The organism is Ensifer sp. ENS06 (genome assembly GCF_014852205.1).
GTDB classification, from domain to species: domain Bacteria; phylum Pseudomonadota; class Alphaproteobacteria; order Rhizobiales; family Rhizobiaceae; genus Ensifer; species Ensifer adhaerens.
The window spans coordinates 133,779-156,621 of sequence record NZ_JACVBC010000004.1; the positions used below are offsets into that span (position 1 = coordinate 133,779).

Annotated in this window: 18 protein-coding genes and 1 pseudogene; 10 read left to right on the forward strand and 9 right to left on the reverse strand. The window is 57.9% G+C overall.

What is annotated here, in order from left to right:
* Positions 1–4 precede the first annotated feature (4 nt).
* From IB279_RS17475 to IB279_RS17495, 6 genes are all read right to left on the reverse strand, one after another.
* Positions 5–211, reverse strand: a complete 207-nt coding sequence (locus IB279_RS17475; protein WP_192339411.1) for a hypothetical protein — start codon at positions 209–211, stop codon at positions 5–7.
* Positions 212–798: 587 nt separating this feature from the next.
* Positions 799–1,293, reverse strand: coding sequence for a hypothetical protein (locus IB279_RS17480; RefSeq protein ID WP_192339412.1), 495 nt, complete (start codon positions 1,291–1,293; stop codon positions 799–801).
* A 121-nt stretch (positions 1,294–1,414) separates the two neighbouring features.
* Positions 1,415–1,960 (reverse strand): transposase, encoded by a 546-nt coding sequence (locus IB279_RS37170; RefSeq protein ID WP_309142288.1) that lies wholly within the window; start codon positions 1,958–1,960, stop codon positions 1,415–1,417.
* Positions 1,961–1,963: 3 nt separating this feature from the next.
* On the reverse strand, positions 1,964–2,308 hold the full coding sequence (locus IB279_RS37175; protein ID WP_246801996.1) for a hypothetical protein: 345 nt from the start codon (positions 2,306–2,308) through the stop codon (positions 1,964–1,966).
* Between the two features lie 41 nt (positions 2,309–2,349).
* On the reverse strand, positions 2,350–3,138 hold the full coding sequence (locus tag IB279_RS37180; RefSeq protein ID WP_192339413.1) for a cell division protein ZapB: 789 nt from the start codon (positions 3,136–3,138) through the stop codon (positions 2,350–2,352).
* 194 nt (positions 3,139–3,332) lie between these two features.
* On the reverse strand, positions 3,333–3,971 hold the full coding sequence (locus tag IB279_RS17495; RefSeq protein WP_192339414.1) for a chloramphenicol phosphotransferase: 639 nt from the start codon (positions 3,969–3,971) through the stop codon (positions 3,333–3,335).
* Positions 3,972–4,520: 549 nt separating this feature from the next.
* Here IB279_RS17495 and IB279_RS17500 point away from each other — a divergent pair.
* Positions 4,521–4,946 (forward strand): hypothetical protein, encoded by a 426-nt coding sequence (locus tag IB279_RS17500; protein WP_192339415.1) that lies wholly within the window; start codon positions 4,521–4,523, stop codon positions 4,944–4,946.
* 129 nt (positions 4,947–5,075) lie between these two features.
* On the forward strand, positions 5,076–6,122 hold the full coding sequence (locus IB279_RS17505) for a hypothetical protein (RefSeq protein ID WP_192339416.1): 1,047 nt from the start codon (positions 5,076–5,078) through the stop codon (positions 6,120–6,122).
* A 92-nt stretch (positions 6,123–6,214) separates the two neighbouring features.
* Here IB279_RS17505 and IB279_RS17510 read toward each other — a convergent pair whose 3' ends face one another.
* Both IB279_RS17510 and IB279_RS17515 read right to left on the reverse strand, forming a co-directional pair.
* Complete coding sequence (locus IB279_RS17510; RefSeq protein ID WP_192339417.1) at positions 6,215–7,435, reverse strand: hypothetical protein; 1,221 nt, start codon at positions 7,433–7,435, stop codon at positions 6,215–6,217.
* Between the two features lie 6 nt (positions 7,436–7,441).
* Positions 7,442–11,470, reverse strand: a complete 4,029-nt coding sequence (locus tag IB279_RS17515; RefSeq protein ID WP_192339418.1) for an XRE family transcriptional regulator — start codon at positions 11,468–11,470, stop codon at positions 7,442–7,444.
* A gap of 940 nt (positions 11,471–12,410) precedes the next feature.
* Between IB279_RS17515 and IB279_RS17520 the strand changes: the two are divergent.
* Positions 12,411–12,709, forward strand: a pseudogene (locus IB279_RS17520) (helix-turn-helix domain-containing protein); the annotation flags it as partial.
* Here the strand turns inward: IB279_RS17520 and IB279_RS17525 are convergent.
* Positions 12,701–13,021, reverse strand: coding sequence for a hypothetical protein (locus tag IB279_RS17525; protein ID WP_192339419.1), 321 nt, complete (start codon positions 13,019–13,021; stop codon positions 12,701–12,703). The pseudogene IB279_RS17520 and the gene IB279_RS17525 sit on opposite strands and share 9 nt — an antisense overlap.
* A 121-nt stretch (positions 13,022–13,142) precedes the next feature.
* Here IB279_RS17525 and IB279_RS17530 point away from each other — a divergent pair, with 121 nt between their 5' ends.
* The 7 genes from IB279_RS17530 (at position 13,143) to IB279_RS17560 (ending at position 22,753) form a co-directional block, all read left to right on the forward strand.
* Positions 13,143–15,107, forward strand: a complete 1,965-nt coding sequence (locus IB279_RS17530) for a toll/interleukin-1 receptor domain-containing protein (RefSeq protein WP_246801998.1) — start codon at positions 13,143–13,145, stop codon at positions 15,105–15,107.
* Positions 15,104–16,657 carry a hypothetical protein gene (locus IB279_RS17535; protein ID WP_192339420.1) on the forward strand — a complete coding sequence of 518 codons (1,554 nt, stop codon included), beginning with the start codon at positions 15,104–15,106 and terminating at the stop codon, positions 16,655–16,657. The genes IB279_RS17530 and IB279_RS17535 overlap by 4 nt, the downstream gene beginning before the upstream one ends.
* An 827-nt stretch (positions 16,658–17,484) precedes the next feature.
* Positions 17,485–18,123: a hypothetical protein gene (locus IB279_RS17540; RefSeq protein WP_192339421.1), complete on the forward strand. Its 639-nt coding sequence runs from the start codon at positions 17,485–17,487 to the stop codon at positions 18,121–18,123.
* Positions 18,120–18,296, forward strand: a complete 177-nt coding sequence (locus tag IB279_RS17545) for a hypothetical protein (protein ID WP_192339422.1) — start codon at positions 18,120–18,122, stop codon at positions 18,294–18,296. Before IB279_RS17540 ends, IB279_RS17545 begins: the two co-directional genes overlap by 4 nt.
* A gap of 451 nt (positions 18,297–18,747) precedes the next feature.
* The gene (locus IB279_RS17550; protein WP_246801999.1) at positions 18,748–19,776 is read left to right on the forward strand and encodes an AAA family ATPase; all 1,029 of its coding nucleotides are present in this window, start codon (positions 18,748–18,750) and stop codon (positions 19,774–19,776) included.
* Positions 19,664–22,195, forward strand: a complete 2,532-nt coding sequence (locus tag IB279_RS17555; protein ID WP_210338653.1) for a S8 family peptidase — start codon at positions 19,664–19,666, stop codon at positions 22,193–22,195. Before IB279_RS17550 ends, IB279_RS17555 begins: the two co-directional genes overlap by 113 nt.
* 18 nt (positions 22,196–22,213) lie before the next feature.
* The gene (locus tag IB279_RS17560) at positions 22,214–22,753 is read left to right on the forward strand and encodes a hypothetical protein (RefSeq protein ID WP_192339424.1); all 540 of its coding nucleotides are present in this window, start codon (positions 22,214–22,216) and stop codon (positions 22,751–22,753) included.
* Positions 22,754–22,843 lie beyond the last annotated feature (90 nt).

Consider the following 22,843-nt stretch of genomic DNA (forward strand, 5'->3'; position numbering starts at 1 on the left):
ACCGTCATTTGATTGAGGATGAGAAGGTGCGTGAGAAATAGGTAAGTTGCAAGCGTGTTTTATGGTAGAAATTGGGGGCCATCAGACGCAAAACGGAAGGGAAGATGGTGAGCTGATGGTAAACGATAGCAAAAGCGCTCCAGCGGGCTTCTGCGGGCGAAATCATGACAATTGGCAGCTCCAGACGATGTCGCAAGCCGTCGTAACTCATTGGAAGGAGAATCTGGAGGATAATGCGAGGCGGATAGCGCTCACACTGGACCCGCCCCTTCGGTCAGTCCATTCTATCTAGCAGGTGATTCTCCCCGTGCTGATCCGGGGACCCGAGTCTTTGCGTCCTCGGAGCTATCACTATCCAAACCTGAAACCTATCGATAGGTATACGCCACGAAAAGAGACGTCCGGATGACGGAAGCATATGTCCAATTGATTTCCGTTTGTGAAATTTAAGACGTTAATACAGGTGGTTAATGACCGCCTAAGAAGGCAAAGTCGCTGTATGAGACGGTAACCGGGGCAGATTTAGTGGCACTGCCGCTTTGATGGTCGTGAGCGCTACGCTGCGATCGAATCATAGGGGCATGAGTGCACGAGGCGAATGGCGACGGCGGGTCGGCCTCGAGGAGCGCAAAACGTAGTTTGGCGCCAGTTGATTGGCTCGGTCGGCCCGAAGCTGCGCGTGACATTAGGATGGCTCCGGTCACGTCCTGTAACATTGGGCGAAAGGCCACCCAATTGTGATACGTCGCAAGTGTAGCTTTTATCTGTAACGCTGGAGCGCACCCAAAAGCGACAGCTTCACGGCCATGCCTTCAACACCTGCACACCTTCCGGTTCGGTCATAGGCCAAAGCTGCACGAGGTAGCAGTCGTTCCCTTTGAGTCCGTCTTCGCTGAGTGTGTCGAGACCGGAGAGATTCGCCCGCACGCCGAGCGGCCCGACTTTCACCGCAAGTCGTGGAGCAGTAGGATCGTAGTCCGTCAGACCGGCCAGTACGAGCTGGCCCGATGGACAGTCGAAACTGGCTTCGACCACATGTTGGTAGGCGTCGAGGTCAGGGGCAGGGCGTCGATCATGCCATTCGACGTGGACCGGCACAGTCATATTGCGCACCGTGTGGAGAATGACCGCATACGGTCCGGCCGCAAGGCGGCGGGTGATCGCTTCATCCGTGTAGTCGTCAGGCAGATCGGGATGAGTTTCGTCGCGCAGGTACATTTGAAAGTAGTCGGCAAAGAGATTGCCCTGATACAGGACTTTAAACACGGGCAATCCAGCGGCCACCGACCCCATCGTTGCAAATCCTCCAGTGGCCAGCAGTGTGCGCCGGGTTACGGTCCTACCGTATGTTCTTATATTTGACGCCTTGGATAATGAAAATCCGGCAAATTTTACGATTTACCGTTGTCGTTCTCTACGTCGCCTTTTTCGCAGCTTCGGGCCGACCGGGTCTTATTGTGGTTGGCGACGGACAGCCTGAGGAAAGAACGCCGGGCAGCTTGGCGCCCTGTACTTGCGGGAGGCAGGCGCTGGCTTTTGCCGCGACCAGGGCGGCCAACGGCGGAATGGCCTGGCCTTTGAGACCGATGCGATCGCCGAGATACCGCCAGAAGGAAAGTCCGAGCTTTCTGCAGGTCTTCATCAGTCCGAGCATGGTGTGGCGTGCGACGCGGCCATCGCGGCTCACCGTGCCGCCGGAAATCTTTCGCTTGGTGACGAAGCTGCGCAGATCGTTCTCCGAGGCATTGGTGTGGAGTGGGGTGTCTGGCCGTTCCAGCACCTTGAGCAGTTCGTCCTTGCGGCGAAACAGGCGCGCCAAAAGCTTGTCGAGATCGTGATAGCCGGTGCGCAGCGAGAAGATCCGCGCGAAGCGTTTGTGGAATGCGGCGGCAAGGCCGGGCGAGGGCTTTCGCCTGACGCTCTTCAGCGTCCGGTAGAACCGCCACACGAGATCCCGCACCGTCTAGACGTTGCGGGCCTGCCGCGGCGTTGCCGGCATCAGTTTTTGCAGCAGTCGCTCTGCGTGAACCCAACACAGCGCGTGGTTGCCGACCCGGAACTGGCCGGCATCGTCAGAGACGATGACGGTGTCGCCGAGAAGACCGTGATGGCGAATGGATCCCCAGATGCCGGCTTCCGCGAGCACACGGACCGCTTGCCTGTTGAAGATGTCGATACCCTTGCGGGCCAGATATTCGAGGAACGGCACCTGGTTGCAAAAGCGTCGCGGTTCATGGCTGCAGAGTTTGGCCGCAAGTGCCGGATCGGCGCGACGGTCGTCGAGATAGTCGAAGGCGGCGTCGTTCAAGACATAGTCCTGATAGCTGCCTCTCAGCAGCGACAGGAAGTTCAGCCGGGACTTTGAGGCGGTGGTGCGGAAGACGGTAAAATGCTCGGCCCCGATCTGGGTGGTGTGGCAGTTTTCGCGCGCATGCCGAGCGCCGGTATCGTCGACGGTGATGTAGGGGGCCGAGACAAGGCGGCATGCAGCACCGCCGCATCCTCGGCAACAAAGCCGTCGAGTCCCCCTGTCAGAAGCCGCACGACCTGGCGCTTGGAGACGCTGACGCCGACATCGTTCAATAGCGTCGTCAGCCGCGCCATCGTCACCTGTCCTTGCGCGTGTAGCATCAGGCAAAACCGCCTGAGGTTTGGGCCGTAGCCGCCGACGACCCCTTGCGGCAACGGCGCCAGCACCGCCTTGCCATTCGGCAGGATCCAGCATTCTCGCCGGTAATGCACGAGCTCAGCGGTGACAATCAGTTCCCGGACATGGCAGCTTTTGTAGCCCTTGAAGCGCGAGCCGGGCGGAACATCGAGGTGCAAGACTTCCTCGCGGCTTATCCGCTTGAGATCGAGCTTCGGGCCGCGCGGTTTCTTGCTGGTCGCTTGGCGAGCATCTCGTTTGTCATCTGTCGCCTTGTCCATGCCCGACGGGCGAAACGGCGGTCGGGGCGGCAGGTTCTTCAGCCGCGCGATCTCGTCGCGCAAAAGCTGGTTATCGACCTTGAGGCGGGCGCTCTCCTGGCGAAGTGCTTCATTGTCCTCACGCAGGGCGGCGTTTTTGACACGAAGGTTTTTGACCTCTGTTGAGAGCTCGCGCACCTCATCGACCAAACCTGTCACGAGCTCGCGCAACGCCTTCAGGGAAAGCGTGTCGGCATGTTCGGGCGAGGCAAGTCGCTTCTTCGGCATGATCGAAAGGAATCATGATTTGCCCCAGACGCGGAATCCCACCCACTACTCCGCCCCCCCCCACATCTCCTGCTTATACACAGGTCTCGCATCCCGTCGGCGAAAAGTCACCCAATCGGCACGGGTTAACGATGAGGCTAACCGGGGCATGCCGGATCGAATTTGTAGCTATGGCAGGACGTCGAACCCTGCAGAGGTGGACCAAAATCGCCAGCAATCACTCGCATGACATGCTCCTGGATTGCCGTTGCACTAGCCTCCGCTGATTTCGAAGTAACGTCCAAATCCGCGGCAAAGGGATGTTGGGGATTGAAGACCTGAGCTCTTCTGCTTCTCTGTCTGGAGGCTCGTGCGTCGATCGACTTTAGACGCTCGCGGCGTGCGGGTGTGGAAACGCGACGCGCCAACTCGTCCTCATCACAGAGCAATCTTATAGGTATGAGCGGCGTAGAGCATTGCTGTGCCGCGCCAGAGATCTGTTGAAACGTGCGAAGACTACCTTCGTTGCCTTCGACAAGCGCCTGCGTGAAGATGAAGCTTTCCGACGGAGGGCTGTAGGCCACAATCGCGTCTAGGACGACCTGTCGGATTCTCCCAGTGTATTCCGATATCCCGTCTGGGAGGGGCGTCATCCCGTCGTCGTCCAGCAGGCGAAATATTGGATTGTTGAACCAATGATTATCAATGACTTTTGCAGAAACGAGGGTGCGCAACTCATTGGCTATCGTCAGCTTCCCGACGCCTGGGAAGCCCATGAGCAAGACGAAAACGCGCATAAATACTAGCCTCGTAGCGGTTGATCGTGACAACATTAAGCGATTTCTCGAGCACAACAACCTCCGCCGTGCCACCAAAAGTGCCCCAGTTACGTATGAGACGGAAGCCGGGGCGGATTGGGTGTAGCTTTGGCCTCGTGATTTCAATTGAAGCGCTCAGCGGTAAATACGACGCCGAACTTTCACCTAACGACTTCAGGTCGAGCAAGGGGAGGGAGCTTTCAAAGCCCGGGTGCCCTGGGAAGATTGTGCCGGAAGCGGCGGCCGATACTGTGGTTTGTGCCGCGCTGGCACGCCCGGGATTTAGCACGAACGCTCGTCGACTACCGTTGGTCGCGAACTGCTGTAGCTGCCGTTGATGTTCGATCTTGCAATGACCTGGCAAAAAGTGGCTCACCGAAATCGTTAGCGGAGTACGGCGTTTATCGTCTAAACCCAACGACCATAAGACAATTTTCGGTTTGAAACGGTAAAGCAAAACCCACACCGGGGCTGCGCTCGCGCGTCTGGATGAGCGGATCGCCCCCTCGACCGTCGGCGCCGACTTCCTTGAGCGAATGCATTTTGCCGATGCCTGCGCCTCGCTGTGGATCGACGGCGAGCTATGCGGCGGACATCTCGGCGGACGAAGCAACGGGTGACCCCGGGCCGAGCGTTGTGGTTGAGCTGGTCGGGGAGGGGGATAGGCCCGAAATCGATCCCGCCGATCCCCTGGCACAGGAACTGGCGACGATCGACGCCATTTTGGCGCGCTCGGAAGCGGCCATCACCGAGGTGACGTCGGCCGCCCGGCGCCCAGAGCGGGACAAGGAGACGCTGGTCTACGATCTTGACTGGGACGAGGACGAATGGCGCGCCGTCGCTCGACGAGACCGATTGCCTGCTGCCCTCGACGCCTGGAACGAACTGCAAGTCTTGCAGCGTTGCGCCGTGGCTGGGCCGGCTGCTCGCGGCGGTCCTGCGCCGAGGAAGTAGAGACGCTATTGCTGGCCGACCTGCCACCAGCGCTGATGACCAAGCCGAAGCCGATTGCAGATTTGGGATTCCTATGTTCTCTAGGCAACCAAGAGTATTCACTGCCAAGAAATGCCAGGAAGAATAACCATGGACTACGCTCCGATCATCGCACGGATTTTTGATCACCTTGAAGACGATAAGATCGAAAAGGCAGTTATGGGATGCCTGCGTTTGGCTCGCCATTTGAAGGACTATCCGTCCTCAGCGATATTCCTGCGCGAGCTCAATCCGAACAAACACGAAGTAGCTCGCGTGATCTTCGATGATGCGTCCCATCTGACTAAGGAAGCTCACAAATACCTGTCCGAGTTCTCTCTTGAGCGATGGCTCGAAGTCCATACATTGGACTACAGCCTTGGGCAGAACGAGGATGGAGATGACAGGAACGTCTTGCGAGTTGGTGCAGGCGAGATAGACTCTGAACTGGATCAGTGGGAGCGCACAATTGGTGACATGGCGCTCCCTTCTGGCATGGCTCCGTTCGATATCGCTGTATTCACGGATCGAAACGCGCAAGAAAAAGCAACCATACGTCTGCGCATGGCGGCGCTCAATACCATTCGAGCCCGTCTCAAGACTAGGTGCCTCAACTATGCCATCCAGGTCGAGCGGCAGCTACAGTTGCAAACCAATCCACAGAACTTCTTGGTCGAGGTTCAGACCGAAGTGAACAATTACTTTCGAGCCCATTCCAACGAAATTTACGTCAAGCTGGCCAAGGCTGCCCAGCTGGTGGCCTCTCGTGATAGCGAGGATTCATCGCTGCTGCTTACAGAAGTCAGACGTTCGCTTAAATCGGTCGCCGACCATTTTTTCCCGGCGATGGACGGGTTGGTGCGTTGCGCCGATGGGAAGGAGCGATCCCTCGGCGAGGAACAATACATGAATAGGCTCCAGGAATTTATCGCGCGGAACCTAAGCCGCTCGACGGCGAAGGATTTGCTCCGCGAGGAGCTTGATCAGCTCTCGCTGTTTTCTCGAAGGCTGAATGACATTGCCTCGAAGGGGGTACATGCCGAGGTCAAGCTGGCCGAATCCAAACAGGGGCTGATAGGTCTATATTTTTTTCTGTTCAATCTCATTCAGCATCTACAAACCGCTGAGTTATCGACCACAGCATCATCACCAAATTAAGATCGACTATCCTCGCGAACGGTGCCAGCGGAGATCGCAATGCCACCAGCAACGTCGCGGGTATCTCATCACGAAGATGTCTCTGTTCGCGTTTAGCGGCGACCCCGGATCTGTTGGAGCACCGTGTCGCGTGGCGGCTGACCAACGCCAAAGGCCGAAGCAATGGTACCCCAGGCAGGCACAAGCGCGTCTAACCACTGCTCCTCATTTGTCCCGTTGAGAGTGAATCTGGCCTCGGCACTCTCCTCGAGTGCAATCGGATTTCCGCCCCAGCGGGTTTCCGTTACCCAGTGACGTCCTTTCAAGCCGGTAACGCCCATGATCACTTCAAAAGGTCCTTTAGCGCCTTGGCGAGCAAGGACAGGTAGATTGTCTCTGATGAAGGCGAAGAAATGGCTGATCGCCGCATCGGCGAAGAAGCGCTCGCCAGTCTCTCCATTTGCCTCGAACGGATCGACGCCCCAGAGTTCTCCGCTCTCGCGAAACTGCATGACCATGTTGCGCAGCGGCAGCTCGAGCCCCGCCCGAAAGCTGCCAGTAAACACGAGAAAGCCGCCCTTCGTCGAGCCCCAGCTGCTCCCTTGCGTCGGCCCCAAAATTACAGGTCGCTGGCCGTCCAGGCCGAACTCCGCTGGAACTTTCCAAAACCGTGGTAGGATCCGGACATACCTGTAAGGGCCGGGGCTCATTTCCTTTGTTCCCGGTCTACCATCTTCGTTGATCGTTAGGCGGTTTTCCGGGTTGAACCAGAGCCCGGGTGATTGACCGGTCGGCTGCCACGACGGCACGGACGGGGCCGCTGCGGAAGAGCCGACCGCAATAGAGAGCCTCAACGCGTCTCGAAGTCCTTTGCGCAGCTTCTCGCGGACAACGCGGAGCTCGGCTGTCGTTGCCTCGATTGGCAAATGAAAGGACATGGGCGCACGACGTCCGCGCATATCGAAAGGCAGTTTGTCGATTGTCGCGCCCTCGAAGGCGCTGTTCCAGACGAGGATCACCCGCTCAAGCCCGATTGCCCGCTTTGCATAGCCAAGCTCGATCAGGACATTGGGGTTCGCTAGTGCCTTGCCCTTTGGCGAAACTGCAAGTGGGGTGACGTCGCCGACGAAGACCTGCGCCGTGGCGATCTTCGCGAGGATGGTTGCAACGATGTCGGGCGATCCCGCTACACCCTGCGTGTCTGAAGTAAGCTCGTGCCGTTCGTCAAGCTCGACATCAAGATCCTCGATTGCTCCCGCAAGAGCCTCCCGGATGACATTCCGTGTCACCCGCTCCTCAAGGTCACTCTGCCATGACCAGAAAATCGTGTTCATTTGGCCCTAGTCCTCGTCATCGAAGGCAGCGGCCTCCGCAAGTGTTTGCGCAATGTTTCGTTGAGCATTTTCGTGGATACGCCGATATAGCCTGTACGCTGGAGACAACCGCGACATTGAAGCAAGAATTGCTGCTGAAGCATCTCGCGCCTCGACGTCACGTGGCATGGGCTCGCCGGCCGTCCCTGACCAACTGCCACTCACTGCAGCTGAGCCGAGCTGATCGATGGCGAGATCGACCAATCGCGGCTCCACCGCTTTGCAGCGATTGAGATAGGCCTCGATGAATCGCCGTTGGGTGATCACGAACGTATGATGCGCCTTGTGAAGGATACGGCCGATCCACTCGAGATCACCAGCAGTCGCACGCTCGAGCATCGTGTCAAGGAACTCAACGACCGGCGGACTATCCAGTTTGACCATGGCCGCGATGGTCTCGCCAATTGAATAGCGTGCTCTCGCCCAAACGTCGTCATGCGTATCCAGCCACCGCCAAACCCGCTTCAAAATTGCGGAGATGTCCGGGGACGTCTCAAGCCTAAGGCCACCGCCGCGATGCCCATATCCAACCGCGCGATAGTCCTCGCCGTCTTTCTTTGCGAGAGCAATGTCTGCTCTGTCGAGCAAGAATTCCGCCACGGCAAGTCCGTGCTTTTGGGCGAGGCGGGTGACGAGTTCGCCCGCCCAGTAATCGTCCAGGCGACGCAGGGATTTCATGCGTTCGAGAAGGGTGTCGACTTCTGTCGGCCCCATTTCTTCTAGCGCGCATTCGAAGCGTTGGGTCAACGCGGCTGCGACGTCGTCAAAGAGGGCGGCATTTTCGCCAAATTCGACGCAAAGCAGGAGAGGAACCGCTTCGCGAGCGGACATACCCCGCCAGTTCTGTAGTGCTTTCACGGCATGTGAGGCTACGTCGGGGTGAGCGGACGACAGGGCTGAACTCAGCAGGTCTACATCCGCCTGGTCGTAGTGTCGCCTGAGGCCAATCAGACCTTCCGCCCCCCTCGTTCGGATCTCCGGATCATTTGCTTCAATCATCCGCGCTATCAGCGAACGGCCCTGATCTGCTTGCGTCTCGAACACCGCGCCCACAGCAAGGCCGAGGTAGGTCCGCAATATCGTATCGGGATCCGAGAGGGACCTTTCGATGATGCTTGCGCCGATTCCCGGGTCAGCATTGATCATTTTTTCGACGAGTTGAGCGGCCGGGAACACCGACATGCCAACCGATTTCACAGTTTTTAACCTCTCGACGAGCGCATCGCAAAGGACATTCCGGTCGGGATACGCGGCAAGCAGTTCGCTTACGAACGCAGTACGCCATTCCTTCTCCCGGCTCCAGGAGTCAAAGGGTGTCTGCCCGACGAATGTGAATTCCGCACCTTCAGCAATGCCTGCATGGAAACGGAAGTCGAGGTCGGCCGGCAACATGCGAAACAGCTCACTCACCTGATCATGGAGCAGGCCGCTGCCATACTTCGCATACCAGTCGAGCGACCTGATAAGTCGGATAACAGTAGTAGGCGCGAGCGTGCCCTTGGCGAGAAGTGCCGCGATCCGAACGATCGTCTCGGAGAATTCGCTTTCATACTTTGATCTCAAGTCTGCCGGGACAGAGCTGTTCAGCATGCCATACGGCGAGCGAACGCTGTCCTCGATTATGCGAGCCGCACAGAATGCTGCTCGCTCATTGTCGGACTCCAGCAGTTCGATGATACGGTCAATCAGCCGGCCGCGCAGTTTGGCCACAACGTCATAGTCGACGAGAAAAGGCGACATGGAAATCCCTCTCCCCGTCGATCTTGTCGTCATTCCTTCGCCGCTCAACAGCGGCTTGACGATGTCGAAGGGTGTATACCGTCTGCTCCAGACGTCTGGCTTTTCCAGCAGTTCGAAACCAAACTCCGCCACGGCCTCGTTGAAAGACACCGGCTTGTATTCATCATAACCGACGAGGTCCGCCAGAATCCTGATAGGATGGGTGGGATGGGGGTTCGTGTCGCGATCATCGGTCTGACCTAGATCCCACAGCAATCCCAGCGCGTCGCGGCGATGTTCAGGACTGTACGCTACGCGCTTCAGGATGTTCCCGAACTCCCTCAGGATTCGGCCTTGTTCAATCTGCGCCTGAACGAACAAAAGTGCCTGCGCAGGTTGATAGTAGGCGACGGCCTCGACGGCGGCAATTCGCCCATCATGCGGCTCGTCGATCGCTCGCAGCGATTGCCAGATCGGCTCGAGCCGCTGGCTATTCGAGGGGTCTCCGTCGGCCATACGCCAATCCGTGCGCCCAAGGTTTACAAGTACCTGCGTCAATCGATCCGCCTCGACGTGGTCCGCTACCGCGACAGCGAAATCGGCGAGCCGGCCTTCCGCTCCGATGCAGGTGTCTTCGATTAGAAAGTCGCCGAGAAGGTCTGGCATGAGACGGTAAAGCGTGCCGCGCTTGTATAGGACGCCGCCGTCGACGAGTAGCTTCAGAGCGCGGACTACGTCATTAGAGTGTATGCTGGAACGTGTAATTTGGACCAGCTCGGCGACACGGCGATCGTCGATGTGAAATGGCTGGATGAGTGCGATCACTTCCAACACAGCGCGCAAAAGCGGGGCGTCGGATGGTGCTCCGAGATGCCCGGTAATCACGTTAGTGAAGCGCGAGAGGATGAACCGCCGCAATTTCGCCTCGCCGCGTGCCAGCTCTGGAGCCAACCCCTCCTCGGCGACAACGCGAGCTGCCATCGCTGCGACAAGCGGGCTGTCTGACGCTGCAGCCAGGATCGCGTCGGCCGAGCCGGGATCGCCGCCAAATTCAATCAGCACGTCGATAACGAGCTTGCGCAACGAATCCCTGTCAAGCCTGTCAAGCGTGATCGATTGCGGCTCTGCGATCCCATACAGCGCCAACTCGTTCCTGATCCTTTGCTCGGCATATGGCCGCGAAGCAATCAACAGCTTTGTCTGATTTCCCTCGTTCACGGCATATTCGACAAGCAGCTTCAGCCCTTCGCGATCGTGGGCATCATCGACAACCAACAGCTTGCGGCCAGTACCGAGCGCGGCGAGGCTGGCCGCATTAGGCTCCTGCGAAGCCGACAGGAAGCGGACCAGAGTCCCACGGTGTTGACGGATATATCGAGCGATCGCTTCCTTAAGAATGCGAGTTTTGCCGATCCCACCCGGCCCGAAAAGCAGCATGAATTGATCGGCCGGATTCCCAAGTGCTCTTACCACTCTCTCGACGTCACTGTCGCGGCCAACAAGAGGCCAGTCGTGCGTAAAGATCGCGCTGCGTCCCTGGAATGGGGCGAAATACTCCTCGCTGCTGACCCAGGGGCCGGGTTCGTTACGCCCGAGCAGCGCCATACGCTGGCCTCGGAAGTAGATGTCAACGAGGCGTTCCTGCGCTTCGATGCGCAGAGAGCGAACCTTGCGCGTTAGCACCTGCTTGTCCCAAACGCTCCAACCTGGGTGCGCGGTGACCGTTTCGATTGCGGCCGGCGTCGCGATCTTGCTCAGCACCAGGAATTTGCGTTCCGCGTCGAGCGTGTGGTCAGCTATGGCCTTTTCGATGTCTGCTATCCCAAAGCGCTCGACCCGCTTACACTGGAAGCTCAACACGCGCCCATCTGGGTACGTTACGATAACATCGGAACCCTTTTGGGCATGGCCGCGACTGCCGAGGATGTTGACCTCCGCTTCTGGATAGAGATCGCCGAGTAACGCTTCGACAAAGCGTTCGAAAACATCCGGGGGTAGGGCCTCGACGGGAAAAAGGGTCGATAGGCTGGAGGCAGCAGGCCGGCCGTATTCGGCGAGTGTCATAAGGGTCGAGCTCTCCTCTTCGATCAGCTTAGCGAGTGCAGGAACCTGATCCACACTGGGGCGATGGGTCCCGGCCTCCCAACGGCTGATGGCCTGCTGTTTGAGTCCGAGTTCCGCGGCCAGCTCCGTCTGTGAAAGACCAAGTCGCATGCGACCTTCGGTTATTTTCGCCGCCAGTTCGCCGTATTGCTTTGTCGATTTTTCTTGTCTCATTCTCACACATTACATGAGTGGAATTTATATTGCAATCTTGCACTCATCTAATGTGTAATAATCTTCAGAACTGTTTTCTGGTGCGATAACTGCGTAGGTCGACTGACCGGTCAGGTGTACTTCCGGAGGGACGGTTGCGAGCTTACCCCTTTCAGATCCGAAAATCGGGATGCCTATTGAGCCCCTAGTCGAGGCACTCGAAAGGCTCCAGCGCCCGGTGCTGGGGACAAAATAGCGGCCACCGGGTTCGCCCCGACCGCGGCGGCCGCATCGGGCTACAATGAGTTCGAAGCTTCGTGCCGAATCGGAATCGGCACTGGGAACATGAGCCGTGTCGATGCTAATGACGAACTCTTTGCGTCGATCGTCGGGAAGATGCATTTCGAGCTGGCGCCCTTCATCAGTTTCATGAGGCCTTGCGCGCCGTTCTTCCTGTGCAATCTGATCGCCTAGTCGTTCGCAGATCTTGCGCACAGTGGCATGCGTTTCCGTCGGCTCGACGGATAGGAACTCGGCCAGCAACCTTCAGCTCAAGCTGCTGAACCCGCCCTATCCGGGGCGCCGTTGCCGACGCGCCATTCGCCCAGCTTGGCCACCCTGCCGGCCCGCTGTGGGATCCTGACCCGACCGTACTTGCGGTCGGCGCCCTGGTTGCGCAGGCCGACCCCACCATAGTGCAGATCCATACCTGGACGCGGCAGCTTCAGGGCGAGGTGCAGAGGCACAGGCACGTGCAAAGGAAAGGTGGGATCGACGTCGCGACGCCTGGCGGTGTCGGGATTGGCGACCTTGAAGGTCCATCGCTCGCCGAGCAGATCCGTGCCGGCATTCGGATCGACAGGCCGACCTGAAGGCCCAAAGGAAAGGACGCGGATTCCTCTACGTTATGGAGCGGAGAACCGACGTGTTGCTTGGTACCTAAATGCGAGAATCCCAAGTTCTGATCGCGGTCGCCGAGTTCGGGCTGAAGAAACACGACCGGCTGGCGCTGACGCGGCAACTGATTGGAACGCAAGCTCACTGGCCGGCGCACTTCACCGAAACTGCCGGAGCTGATCGAACTCGTCATGGCCAAACCGCTCGTCTTCGCCGGCATGTTCATAAGAACACCTGACGTCACGCCGCAGGCGGCCCGGCGGATTGTTTTGGGGTTCGGCCACAGAGAGATGACGGGGGAGGGAAAGGCTTCGGGCCTGGGGCGCTATTTTTAAAGCGCCACCCAAATCCGGCCTATCGTAGTAGGCGCACCAGCTCCTTAACGACTTTCTTTCGAGGCAGATCTTCGTGGGAAGTTCCTGTGCTCGAGATCTTTGAGAACGTGATATCTTCCTCGCCGATCAACACCGAACGGTTTTCATCGAATTTCAGCGTCGCTCCGACTGGTGCATCGATGATTTGCCGCGCCTGATCACGGGAAAAGTTGTCGGACCAAGTCCATCCAAATCCGGTATCCATTGAGAAAGAGACTTGTGACATTGAGGGAACCTTCGGATCGTTGAAATAACCTGAAACTGCAACCACGGCCTCTAACGGCAGCAGCCGAAGCGTCATAAGATCCAGAGATTGAGGGATTATTTATTTCCACGACGGCCATCTGGGTGATCCGCGATATCGTGAATTATTATGAGTTGTTGGTAACTCCCGGACGTCGGCAAACTCTTGACTAATTGTCTTGACGGCCAGTATTTCGCAGACCCATTTTCATATTATGAAGTATGATTTCGCGACACTGTCTCCCGACGATTTCGAAGATTTGAGCCGCGACCTTGTCGGCGCGGAACTTGGTGTTCGGTTTGAGGCATTCACCGCCGGCACAGACGAAGGAATGGATGGACGTCACGCAAAGGCGGATGGTTCAATCATCCTTCAGGCCAAGCATTACTTTCGGTCAGGTTTGACAAAACTAAAATCGAAGATGCGCGACGAGCGCGCTTCGATCGACGGACTTGCGCCGCAACGTTACATTCTCACCACTTCAGTGGCCCTGACCCCTGCAAACAAAGCGACGCTTGCGGATATCGTCGGGCCAGCGCTCTTGAGCCCAGGCGATATTTTCGGTCTGGACGATCTCAACGCTTTGCTTCGTTCATACCCCGGTATTCAGAAGGCGCACCAGAAGCTTTGGGCTCATAGCACCGCGGTACTTGAAGAGATTCTGACCTCGGTCGTTCGTCAGGCCATGGCTCCCGTCGATGTGCCGGCTCCGCTGGCGAGGTTGATGCCTCCCGCTTCGTCAGCGCAGGGAGGTGAAACTGAGCCCGTTGAACGCGATACCATTTTCTTGATCAAGGGCGCGACTGTCGACGATGAGTTCACGCTGTGGCTCGCCCCCAAGCTTGAAGCCGAAGGCTATCAGGTGTTTGCCGATATCCTTACGCTTCAACCCGGCGATCGCTGGAGACGAGAGATTTCTGCCGCACTTCGTTACCGGGCTGCCAAAGTTCTCCTTTTTTGTCGAGATACCACTCTCGCCGATAGCAACGTTGAGGACGACCTCGATATAGCCCTGGAGCTGGCGAAGGAACTCGGCGACCAGCGTTTCGTAATCCCGTTGCGCCTGCAGACATTTCGAAAGATCAAGGGGCTTGGAGACACAATTCCCGTTGATTTTGTCAGGAACTGGGGAGGCGGCTTGATCAAGCTGCTCGATACTCTGCAAAGGCAGAAGGTTCCACGCAATTTCGACAAGGTGCAGATCAATCCAAACTGGGAGATCTTTCGCCGCCGCGGCGCTGTCCCCATAGTCGACGAGCCGGAGCGCCTTACCTCGAACTGGTTACGGGTAGCCGAGGCGCCAGATGTCATCCGGTATTACGAAGCTTCCGGCGTGATCGACAATAATCGTCTGCAACGCGCAATCGAACGATATGGCCACCCGTGTGCTTTGGCCGGGGCATCGGGGTTTCTGGCGTTCGGTGAGCCGCCGGAAATCGATATGGCGTTCGAGGCCGCTGGTCGCTTTGAAGTAAAACATGAAATTCCGCTCGTTGCGTTCACTGAAAGCGGATTCGCAAAACTACGCATCGATCGCCAGACCGCTGCCAATCTCGTTATCGCCATGCTCAAGACGGCGTGGTCGAACTACTGCAAGCGCAAAGGGTTCGTCGAGTACAGCTATTCGAATGCAGTTGGCTTCCACGCCTCTCCTGAACTGGCGCCAACCGGAAAGCGCATCCCGTGGGGTAATCAGGCCGAGAAAAAGCGATCATCGATGCTGCGTAATGCCTCGAAGGGCCACATTTGGCAGTTCGGGGTGACGGCGATGCCTGCCTTCTGGCCGTTCTGGCATGTCAAACTAAAGTCTAGAGTGCTCTTCTCTCAAGACAATGGCACACCAGCGGGCGTCGCTATCGATGACGTGAAGAAACTTCATCGACTCAGACGCTCCATTTGTAAGGGATGGCGCAACAAGCAATGGTATGGCCGCATGCTCGCGTTCCTCGAGCTGCTTTCTGGCGAGTCTGCCTTCGTCCGGCTTCCTTTGTCTGAATCGGCCAGCGTCGTTCTTGAGGCAACGCCGATGCTGTTCTCATCTCCAGTGAGCACACTGCTTCCGAATGAACTCGATAGCGATGCTGAGGAAACGGATGAAAGCACTCTAGGACGACCTGACAGCGATGGGGAGGGTGACGAATGAAGCTTCCGGAGCGCTCGCTCGAGGTTGACCATATCCGAGAGCCGGACCTGGAATTTGCGTTTGATCAAAAGAGCGCACATCCAAAAGATGGACTTCACCTTTACGGGCCACATGCGAAGGCGAAGAAGGCGAAAGAGATCCGTGTCGGGGTTATTGGCACCAGTGATGGGATCGCACATTTCCGAACCTGGAGCCGAGAATTACAGTCGATCGTTCAGGTTCCACCGCCTGGCAAGGGCGAGAAGGCTAACCGACTACACCTCGCCAACTTCCCGGGTCTCGAGGAGACATTCGGGATCTTCTATGATCCGGATGAGGTGAGCGCACTTTCGATCCCGCTTTCCGACATCGACCGCGCAACCAGGGTTACCAACCAGCACGAAGCAGTCGACAAGGTCTCCCGTCTTTATATCGATCGGGTGAATAAGTACCTGCATAATGAGGAGCGGGCAGTCGATATCTGGGTGCTCGTCCTTCCGGAAATTGTCTACGAAAGATGTCGGCCGAACTCGAAGCGCACTGGTCTGCCTACCGAGTTGGGTGACTTCGGAAAGCGACAGAAGAGGCGCGAAAGCCTGCCCCTTTTCGCTGGCGTTATCGATCAGAGTGACGAAACCATCTTCGACGACGTGCCGGATTTCCATCGTCGCATTAAGGCCGATTTTCTCAACATCGCCCCGACACAGCTCATTCGTGATACGACCCTTGCCCCGGGGGCTTTCCTCAACAAAGCCGGCTATCCGGTAAGGAAAACTCAGGATCGTGCAACCGTCGCATGGAACCTTGCGACGGGGCTCTATTACAAAACCCAGCCTCGTCCACCGTGGCGTCTGTCAACCATTAGACCGGGAGTGTGCTATCTCGGCATGGTTTATAAGAGCCTCCCGAATGATCCCGATGGACATGCTTGTTGCGCAGCGCAAATGTTCTTGAATGAAGGCGACGGCGTAGTGTTTCGCGGAGCGAACGGGCCATGGAAAACAGGCGACTATGATTACCATCTCAAGGGTCCGGCCGCCAAGGATCTCCTCAAGCTCGTTCTTGAAAGCTACGTCAGCACGCACGGAGAACCCCCAAAAGAGCTTTTTATTCACGGGCAGACGTATTTCAGCGATGAGGAATGGAATGCCTTCGCAGACGCCGCGCCGGCGGGGACAAACGTCGTTGGCGTGCGGATTCGTTCCACGGGAGGCGAAACCAAGCTGTTTCGAGATGGCGACTACCCTGTTCTCCGCGGCACCGCACTGATTCTGGATCCGCAGACCGCATACATCTGGACGACCGGTTATGTACCGCAGCTTGATACCTACATTGGACCGGAGACACCAAATCCGCTGCATATAACCGTGACGCGCAGCAAGGAAAAAAAGCCCGATATTCGCAACGTTCTCGCCGACATCATGGGTCTTACAAAAATCAATTACAACTCATGCAACTTCAACGATGGCTTGCCGGTCACCGTTCGATTTGCCCGCATGGTCGGCGATGTCCTCACCATGGGATCGGCGGCGAAAGGCAAAAAAAAGCAACCGTTTAAGTTCTATGTTTAGGTCGGTTCGATCCTCGAACTTCCACCTAATGTTTGGGGCTGCTGGCGCCTAGAACATCCCTGCGTCAGATCCTACGGATGATATCGACGAAGGCTCTCTGCCAGGCTGAATCGATCTCATCCCCGGTAAATCGTGATCGCACGATGGCCGGATCGAGCTTTCGGACGGCAATTTCCTTCAGCGAGAGTGATGCAGTGTTATTGTCGCTGTCTATAGGGATAGGCCAGTCACCGGTGCACCGCCTCCTTGGAAGCGCTTTGCAAGTAGGCGTACTTCCTTCTCTTCCCTCCAAGTCGCCGGGAGGAAATATACCCCGATGCGCAAAACTCCCTTCAAGATGAAGGTAGGGGAGACGAATTCGCTCATGGAGTCGGCCCGGATCCGCGTGATGCACCCGGGCCTGTCCTACAGCCGAGGGACATGTTCACGCCGGATCTTCATTATCGATACGCTGAAGGTGAAGGCTCGAAACTTCCGTTAGGTTGAACTTTGTCGACCAAGAGAATGGCGTGACCGCACTGCTCCACTCCTACCCCCTGCCCCCTTTGAAACCCCAGTAGCACGGTGAGCACGGAAGAGAACGTGAAGCACGGGAACACGGTGAGCACACCAAAAAAAATACAAACGATTGATTTGGCATCGAAAAATTGAACGACCTGCGCGATATCGCGCAATTGCGATCTTATAACAGCGTGAAATCGCGTTAATGCCTATTGTCGAATAGCCTGATTCATCCCATTGTATAGCGCGAAGCTGAGCGTATCCAATCATTGTTCCTGACGCTTGCTTGAAGCATTGTCGACGGCAAGTCGAAAGGAAACAAAGATATGGCCAACGGTAGACAAGCAAGCGCGAAACGCATGAAAATGGCGGAGCGTGCGCAGCAACAGATGGATGTTCATTTCCCGAACTTTCACCCAGCATGGATTTGGACACGCAAAACAAACGATGGCTTCTTCACCGTGCCGCGCACGATGCCGGTGGTAATGCAGATCATCGATGCTCAGACAAAGGGGCAACCGGCTGGGCACACCCTGCTTTGTCTGTGGGCGCGGTCACCAGACCATCCCGTCATCACCATTGAGAACCCTGCCACCTTTGCAGCAGAGGCAGGGTTTATCGGTGAGCGCGCGGTCGATACGTGGCGGAAACGGATGCGGCAATTGCGAGACCTCCTCTTCATTCAGACCAAGCCGGGTGCGTCGGGCGAGTTTCACTACATCCTGCTGGTGAATCCGAACGCAGCTGTTGAGTGGATGAGAACTCAAGGCAAGGTCCAGGATATCCTTTACGGACGGTTCCTGGATCGGCTCGTCGAGGTCGGTGCTTACGGCGAAATCGAGGCAGTGCGGGAAATCGGGCAGGCCGAGGCGGCCGCTGCTACGGCTGCAGCGGCGGCGACAGCGGCCCAGGCATCGGTCATCGTCCCTCCGCCGCCCCCGCCGGAGAAGGAAAACGCAGCATGACCTGGCTCACCTTCTTCGTGCGCATTCCCGCACTCGCGGTCGCGACGCCAATTGCCATCGTGGCTGCAATCCTGATTGCAGCTATCTATGGTTATCGCCTCGAGATTGACGCGATCGGCTTGCGCTTTGACAAAAGCCCCGCGCCACTTTCCCTGGAAGCGGCTCAGCGATGAGGTTGAACGTCAATCTCTTAACCGCTTTGGCATAAGCGCCGCAACGCGCTTGTGCCTCGCTGCCAAAGCCTCCACGTCTAGCGTTCAATAAACGTCCAGGTCGCCGATGATACATATCCAGCAGGACCTTCGGGCTCATTGCATACGAACGGCCTAGGAGGCCTATAGCGGCGGCGTTCGTTTTGCCGTTAATCTTGAACACTGTTGGAAAAAAGGCAATTGTGACCGGGGACAGTACGATTCCATGCGGGCTGGTGGCGAAGCCATAAAGTCATGTATAGACCTGCTCTGCGACCTGCGACCGGCAGGCGTGAGAAGACTTTTTCAACTATTTGAGTTACGATTCGCGTTGCCGCGAGTTTAAGTCCAAAACCCTTCAGAAACGACCGACATGGCCCGAAGCGACCTTCTCATTTCCCTTGTACGCGCCGGTGCGTCTGGCGATCGGGCGATGCTGAAATCTGCCACGGAAGCGCTCGTCGCCGAAGAGCGGGCACAGAACCACCACATCGTCGCCGATCGACTTGAGCGGGCCCTCTCAGCGGTCGCCGTCACGCCGCCGGCGCTGACGGCCGCCTCCAGCCCTGCCGGTTCCGGCAAGGACACGATACTCGAACTCGAGCCGCGACTTCAGCTCAATCAACTGATGCTTCCTTTTCCGGTGGAACAGGGCGGCCGTCAACTCATCGAAGAACACACGCGCGCCGACGTCTTGCGCGCTCATGGCTATGAGCCGCGCCATCGGATTCTGCTCTCAGGACCACCAGGCAACGGCAAAACCTCCTTTGCCGAGGCTGTGGCGGAGGCCCTCGGGCTCCCGTTTTTCGTTGTACGATACGATGCCCTGATCGGAAGCTACCTCGGCGAGACGAATGCGCGCCTTAGTAAGCTCTTCGACTATGTCCGCACGCGGCCGAGCGTGCTGTTTTTTGACGAATTCGACTCAATCGGCAAGGAGCGCGGCGATACCCACGAGACCGGCGAAATCAAGCGCGTGGTCTCGTTCCTGCTGATGCAGCTCGACCAACTGCCCAGCTACGTCGTCGTGGTCGCCGCGACCAACCACGCCGAGCTGCTGGACCGGGCAGTCTGGCGGCGCTTCCAGATGCGGCTGGCCTTCCCAGCCCCCGACCGGCAGAGGATCGGGGACTTCCTCGACCGCATCATTTCGCAATGGCCCGATACGCCCAAGGCTGCGTCGAATTCGATCGCCAAGAAATTGGGTACCGTAAGTTTTGCAGAGGCTTTGGATTTCTGCCAAAACGTGCGAAGACGACAGATATTGGGCTTGGGGGAGCTTTCCATCGACGATGCACTTCGTTCAGAAGTGGACCTCTGGGCAACAAGAGTTAGCCCCGAGGTTTTGAATGGCGAGCGATCCGACCAAGCCGATATTGAGACTGCATCCGAGCGCCCCGCAGCCAAGAGCACCCGGCCGACAAGCCGTCGTGCGCGGCCCTCAACCAAACTCGACCGCTGACCAGAATCAGCGCTTTGGCCCGCAATTTCGACGCCTGACAGAGGTGCTGCAGCGCGATCCGGCGGGTCTCGCGCTTCGCGCCGATCCAGCGGCGTTGGCGCCCGAGCGACTCCTCGTATTCGAAGTGAAGGGAAGCGTTGCGGCCTTTGCCCGAGCGATTGCCAATGTCCGGGGTCTCGAACTTATCGACGAGGAGGAGCTGCCGAACGATGAGGACAAGGCACCCGTCGCCTACCTGCTCGTTCCGGATTTGCGGGCGCTCCAGCAGATTGAATCTCTCTGGCGAACATGGGTAGGAGGCAGAGCTCTACCACAAGGATTTACCCCATGGCGGGACGTCTTCGCCTGTCTTCGTGACCTTCGTGTTTGGGGGCCGGCCGATCGCGTCCAATCCCTGGATGCGGATGTGCTGGTTGAGGAGATCGAAGGTCGGGAGGATGACGAACTCGTTCCTCTCGAAATCGAACTCGTGTTCCGTGCGTCGCCCGAAGCCGGGGCGATCAGTGAAGCGACGGTCACCGCTGCGGTCCGGCAAAGCGGCGGCCAGCTTCTCAGCCGCGCCCGGCTGGACGACATCGCCTACCACGCTATCCTCGCCGAATTGCCAGTCGCGGCCGTTCGAACTGTGGTCGAGCGTGCTCCCGGCAGCTTGGCCGGTGTCGAGCCGATCATGCACATACGCCCGCAGAGTGTCGTCACCGGGATTGAGTCCAATGATCTTTTGCAAGCTGCTCCCGCTCCCGCCCCGGGACCCGTCACCGCAGACCCGATCCTTGCGCTTCTCGACGGTGTCCCGGTCGCTGGCCACTCCTTGCTCCAGCATCATCTGAGCGTCGAAGATCACTTCGGGCTCGAGCCGGGCGCGCTTGTCTCGCAACGCTTCCACGGCTCGGCCATGGCCTCCCTCATCGTTCACGGAGACCGAAACAGGCCGGAGCCGCCGCTGCCCCGTCAGGTGCACTGCATACCGGTGCTCGGTAACAATGACCGCTTTCCTCCGGACAGGCTGATCATCGACCTGATCTATCAGGCGGTCATGCGTATGCGTACTGGCGATCAACCGTCGGCGCCGCACGTCATCATCGCCAACATTTCGCTCGGAAATGTCAGACGGCCATTTTACGGGCAGCTTTCGCCCTGGGCACGACTTCTCGACAGGCTGGCGTTCCGGTTCGGCATCCTGTTCCTCGTCAGTGCCGGCAATATCACGGCGCAATTTCCTGTGGCCGCCTTTGCAAACAGGGTCGCGTTCGAGGATGCCAACGCCGATCAGCGCGCACGCGGTGTTATCAACGCGGTCGCAGATCTCGTCGCCGACCGCCGGCTGTTGTCTCCATCGGAAACGATCAATGGACTGACAATCGGCGCACGCAATCTTGATTGGGTGCCTGCCGCTGACCGGGCATTGACGCGTGCAAATGTCAATCCTTATTCCGAGCTCGATACAGCCAATCCGTCCAGCGCTTTAGGACCCGGCTTTGCGGGCTCCGTAAAGCCAGACATTCTGATGCCGGGTGCACGAGAGCATCTTCGCGTCGTCGCGAGCGCGGAGAACATCACGGTCGCGCCGGCGAGCGCAAGTCGAGGAGCGGGACTCAAAGTTGCCGCGCCGCCGCGTGCTGGCCTTGAGAATGCCGAGGGGTTCACAAACGGGACGAGTGCGGCAACAGCGCTGGCCTCTCGCACAGCACATCGCATTCACGATGCCCTTGAGGCCGCTTACGGTCAGGAGTTCCTCCAGCTGACGAATGTGCAGCGGGCTGTTCTCATCAAGGCCCTGCTTGTGCACCCGGCGCGCTGGCCGAATGCGGCGGCCGGCCTGGTCAAAGAACTTCTCGGGCCATTTGGGCAGGGCCAGGCTCCGCGTCAAAAGGACAACATCCGCCGCTTCCTCGGCTATGGCGTGTTTGACAGCGATGATGCGGTCGCCTGTGCTGCGGACCGCGCTACCTTCTGGTGCGTGGGGTCACTTGGTCGCGAGCGAAGCGTCGATGTGCTGGTGCCGATTCCGGCTGCGATCGGCGGGCAGGCACGTGCTCATTCGGTGTCAGCCACATTGGCTTGGTTCACACCGGTCATTCCCGGTCGGAAATCCTATCGCGCTGTCAGGATGAAAATCCTCGATCCAGCCGAAATCGATGGCCTTGCCGTTTCGGCGGATGCGTGGCAACCGGATGGCAACCAGACTAATCGTGGCACCGTCTTCACGCGGGTGTGGAGCGGGGGACAGGCCGCGGTCGTCGCCAACGGCATGAATTTGCGCCTGAAAATCCAACGAGAGCCTGATCCGGCTTCCCCCATTGACGATCTGGTGCCTTTCGGTCTGGCCGTCACGCTCGCCATGCCCGGCGAGCTCAGGCTCTATGATCAGGTGAGAAACCAGGTTCAGCCGCGTCCGGCGCAGCGAGCTACCCCATAATCGAGGAAGACAGATATCGTGGTCGAGATACCTTCAAATTTCATCGGCGATTTCAAGGTTGGCGACAATCTCGTCTACAACGCCGGTGTGCTGCGCTCCCTCTGTGAGCACAATGGCGACAGCAGCCTGAATAAGCTCGTGGTTGTTCAGGTCGGCGCCATTATCGAGGCGGCGCTTGGGCAAATCATCTATCGCGCGCAAAATTTCAACCGCGAAGGCGTGCCCAACATCGCTGAAGCCGATAGGCAGGCAATCGAAGGCAAAAAGATCGACAAGCTCAACAACATCATCGATGTGATGCGCAAATACGACCTTCTCAATGAGCTCGGAGGAGGCATCTACGACGAGCTGCACACCCTGCGCAGATACCGGAACAAGGTCCACATTCAGGACGATAATGCGGACGTACCGCGTGACGAGGAAGTGGCTTTCACTTCAGAAAGATGCGTGTGGTCGCTGGGGCTCTGCGTGACTGTCCTTGATCTGTTAAGCCAGAAGTTTCCCCGCCCGGCCGGCATCGACAAATATGTCCAGCCGCTCTCCATTCCGGACGCCTAAAGGCGGAGGAGGTAGGCTCGCAGCGGGCGACAATTGAGAAGCGCCCGTACACCCCGTTATGACCCGCGTGTACGCCTCTTGTTCCCGTTC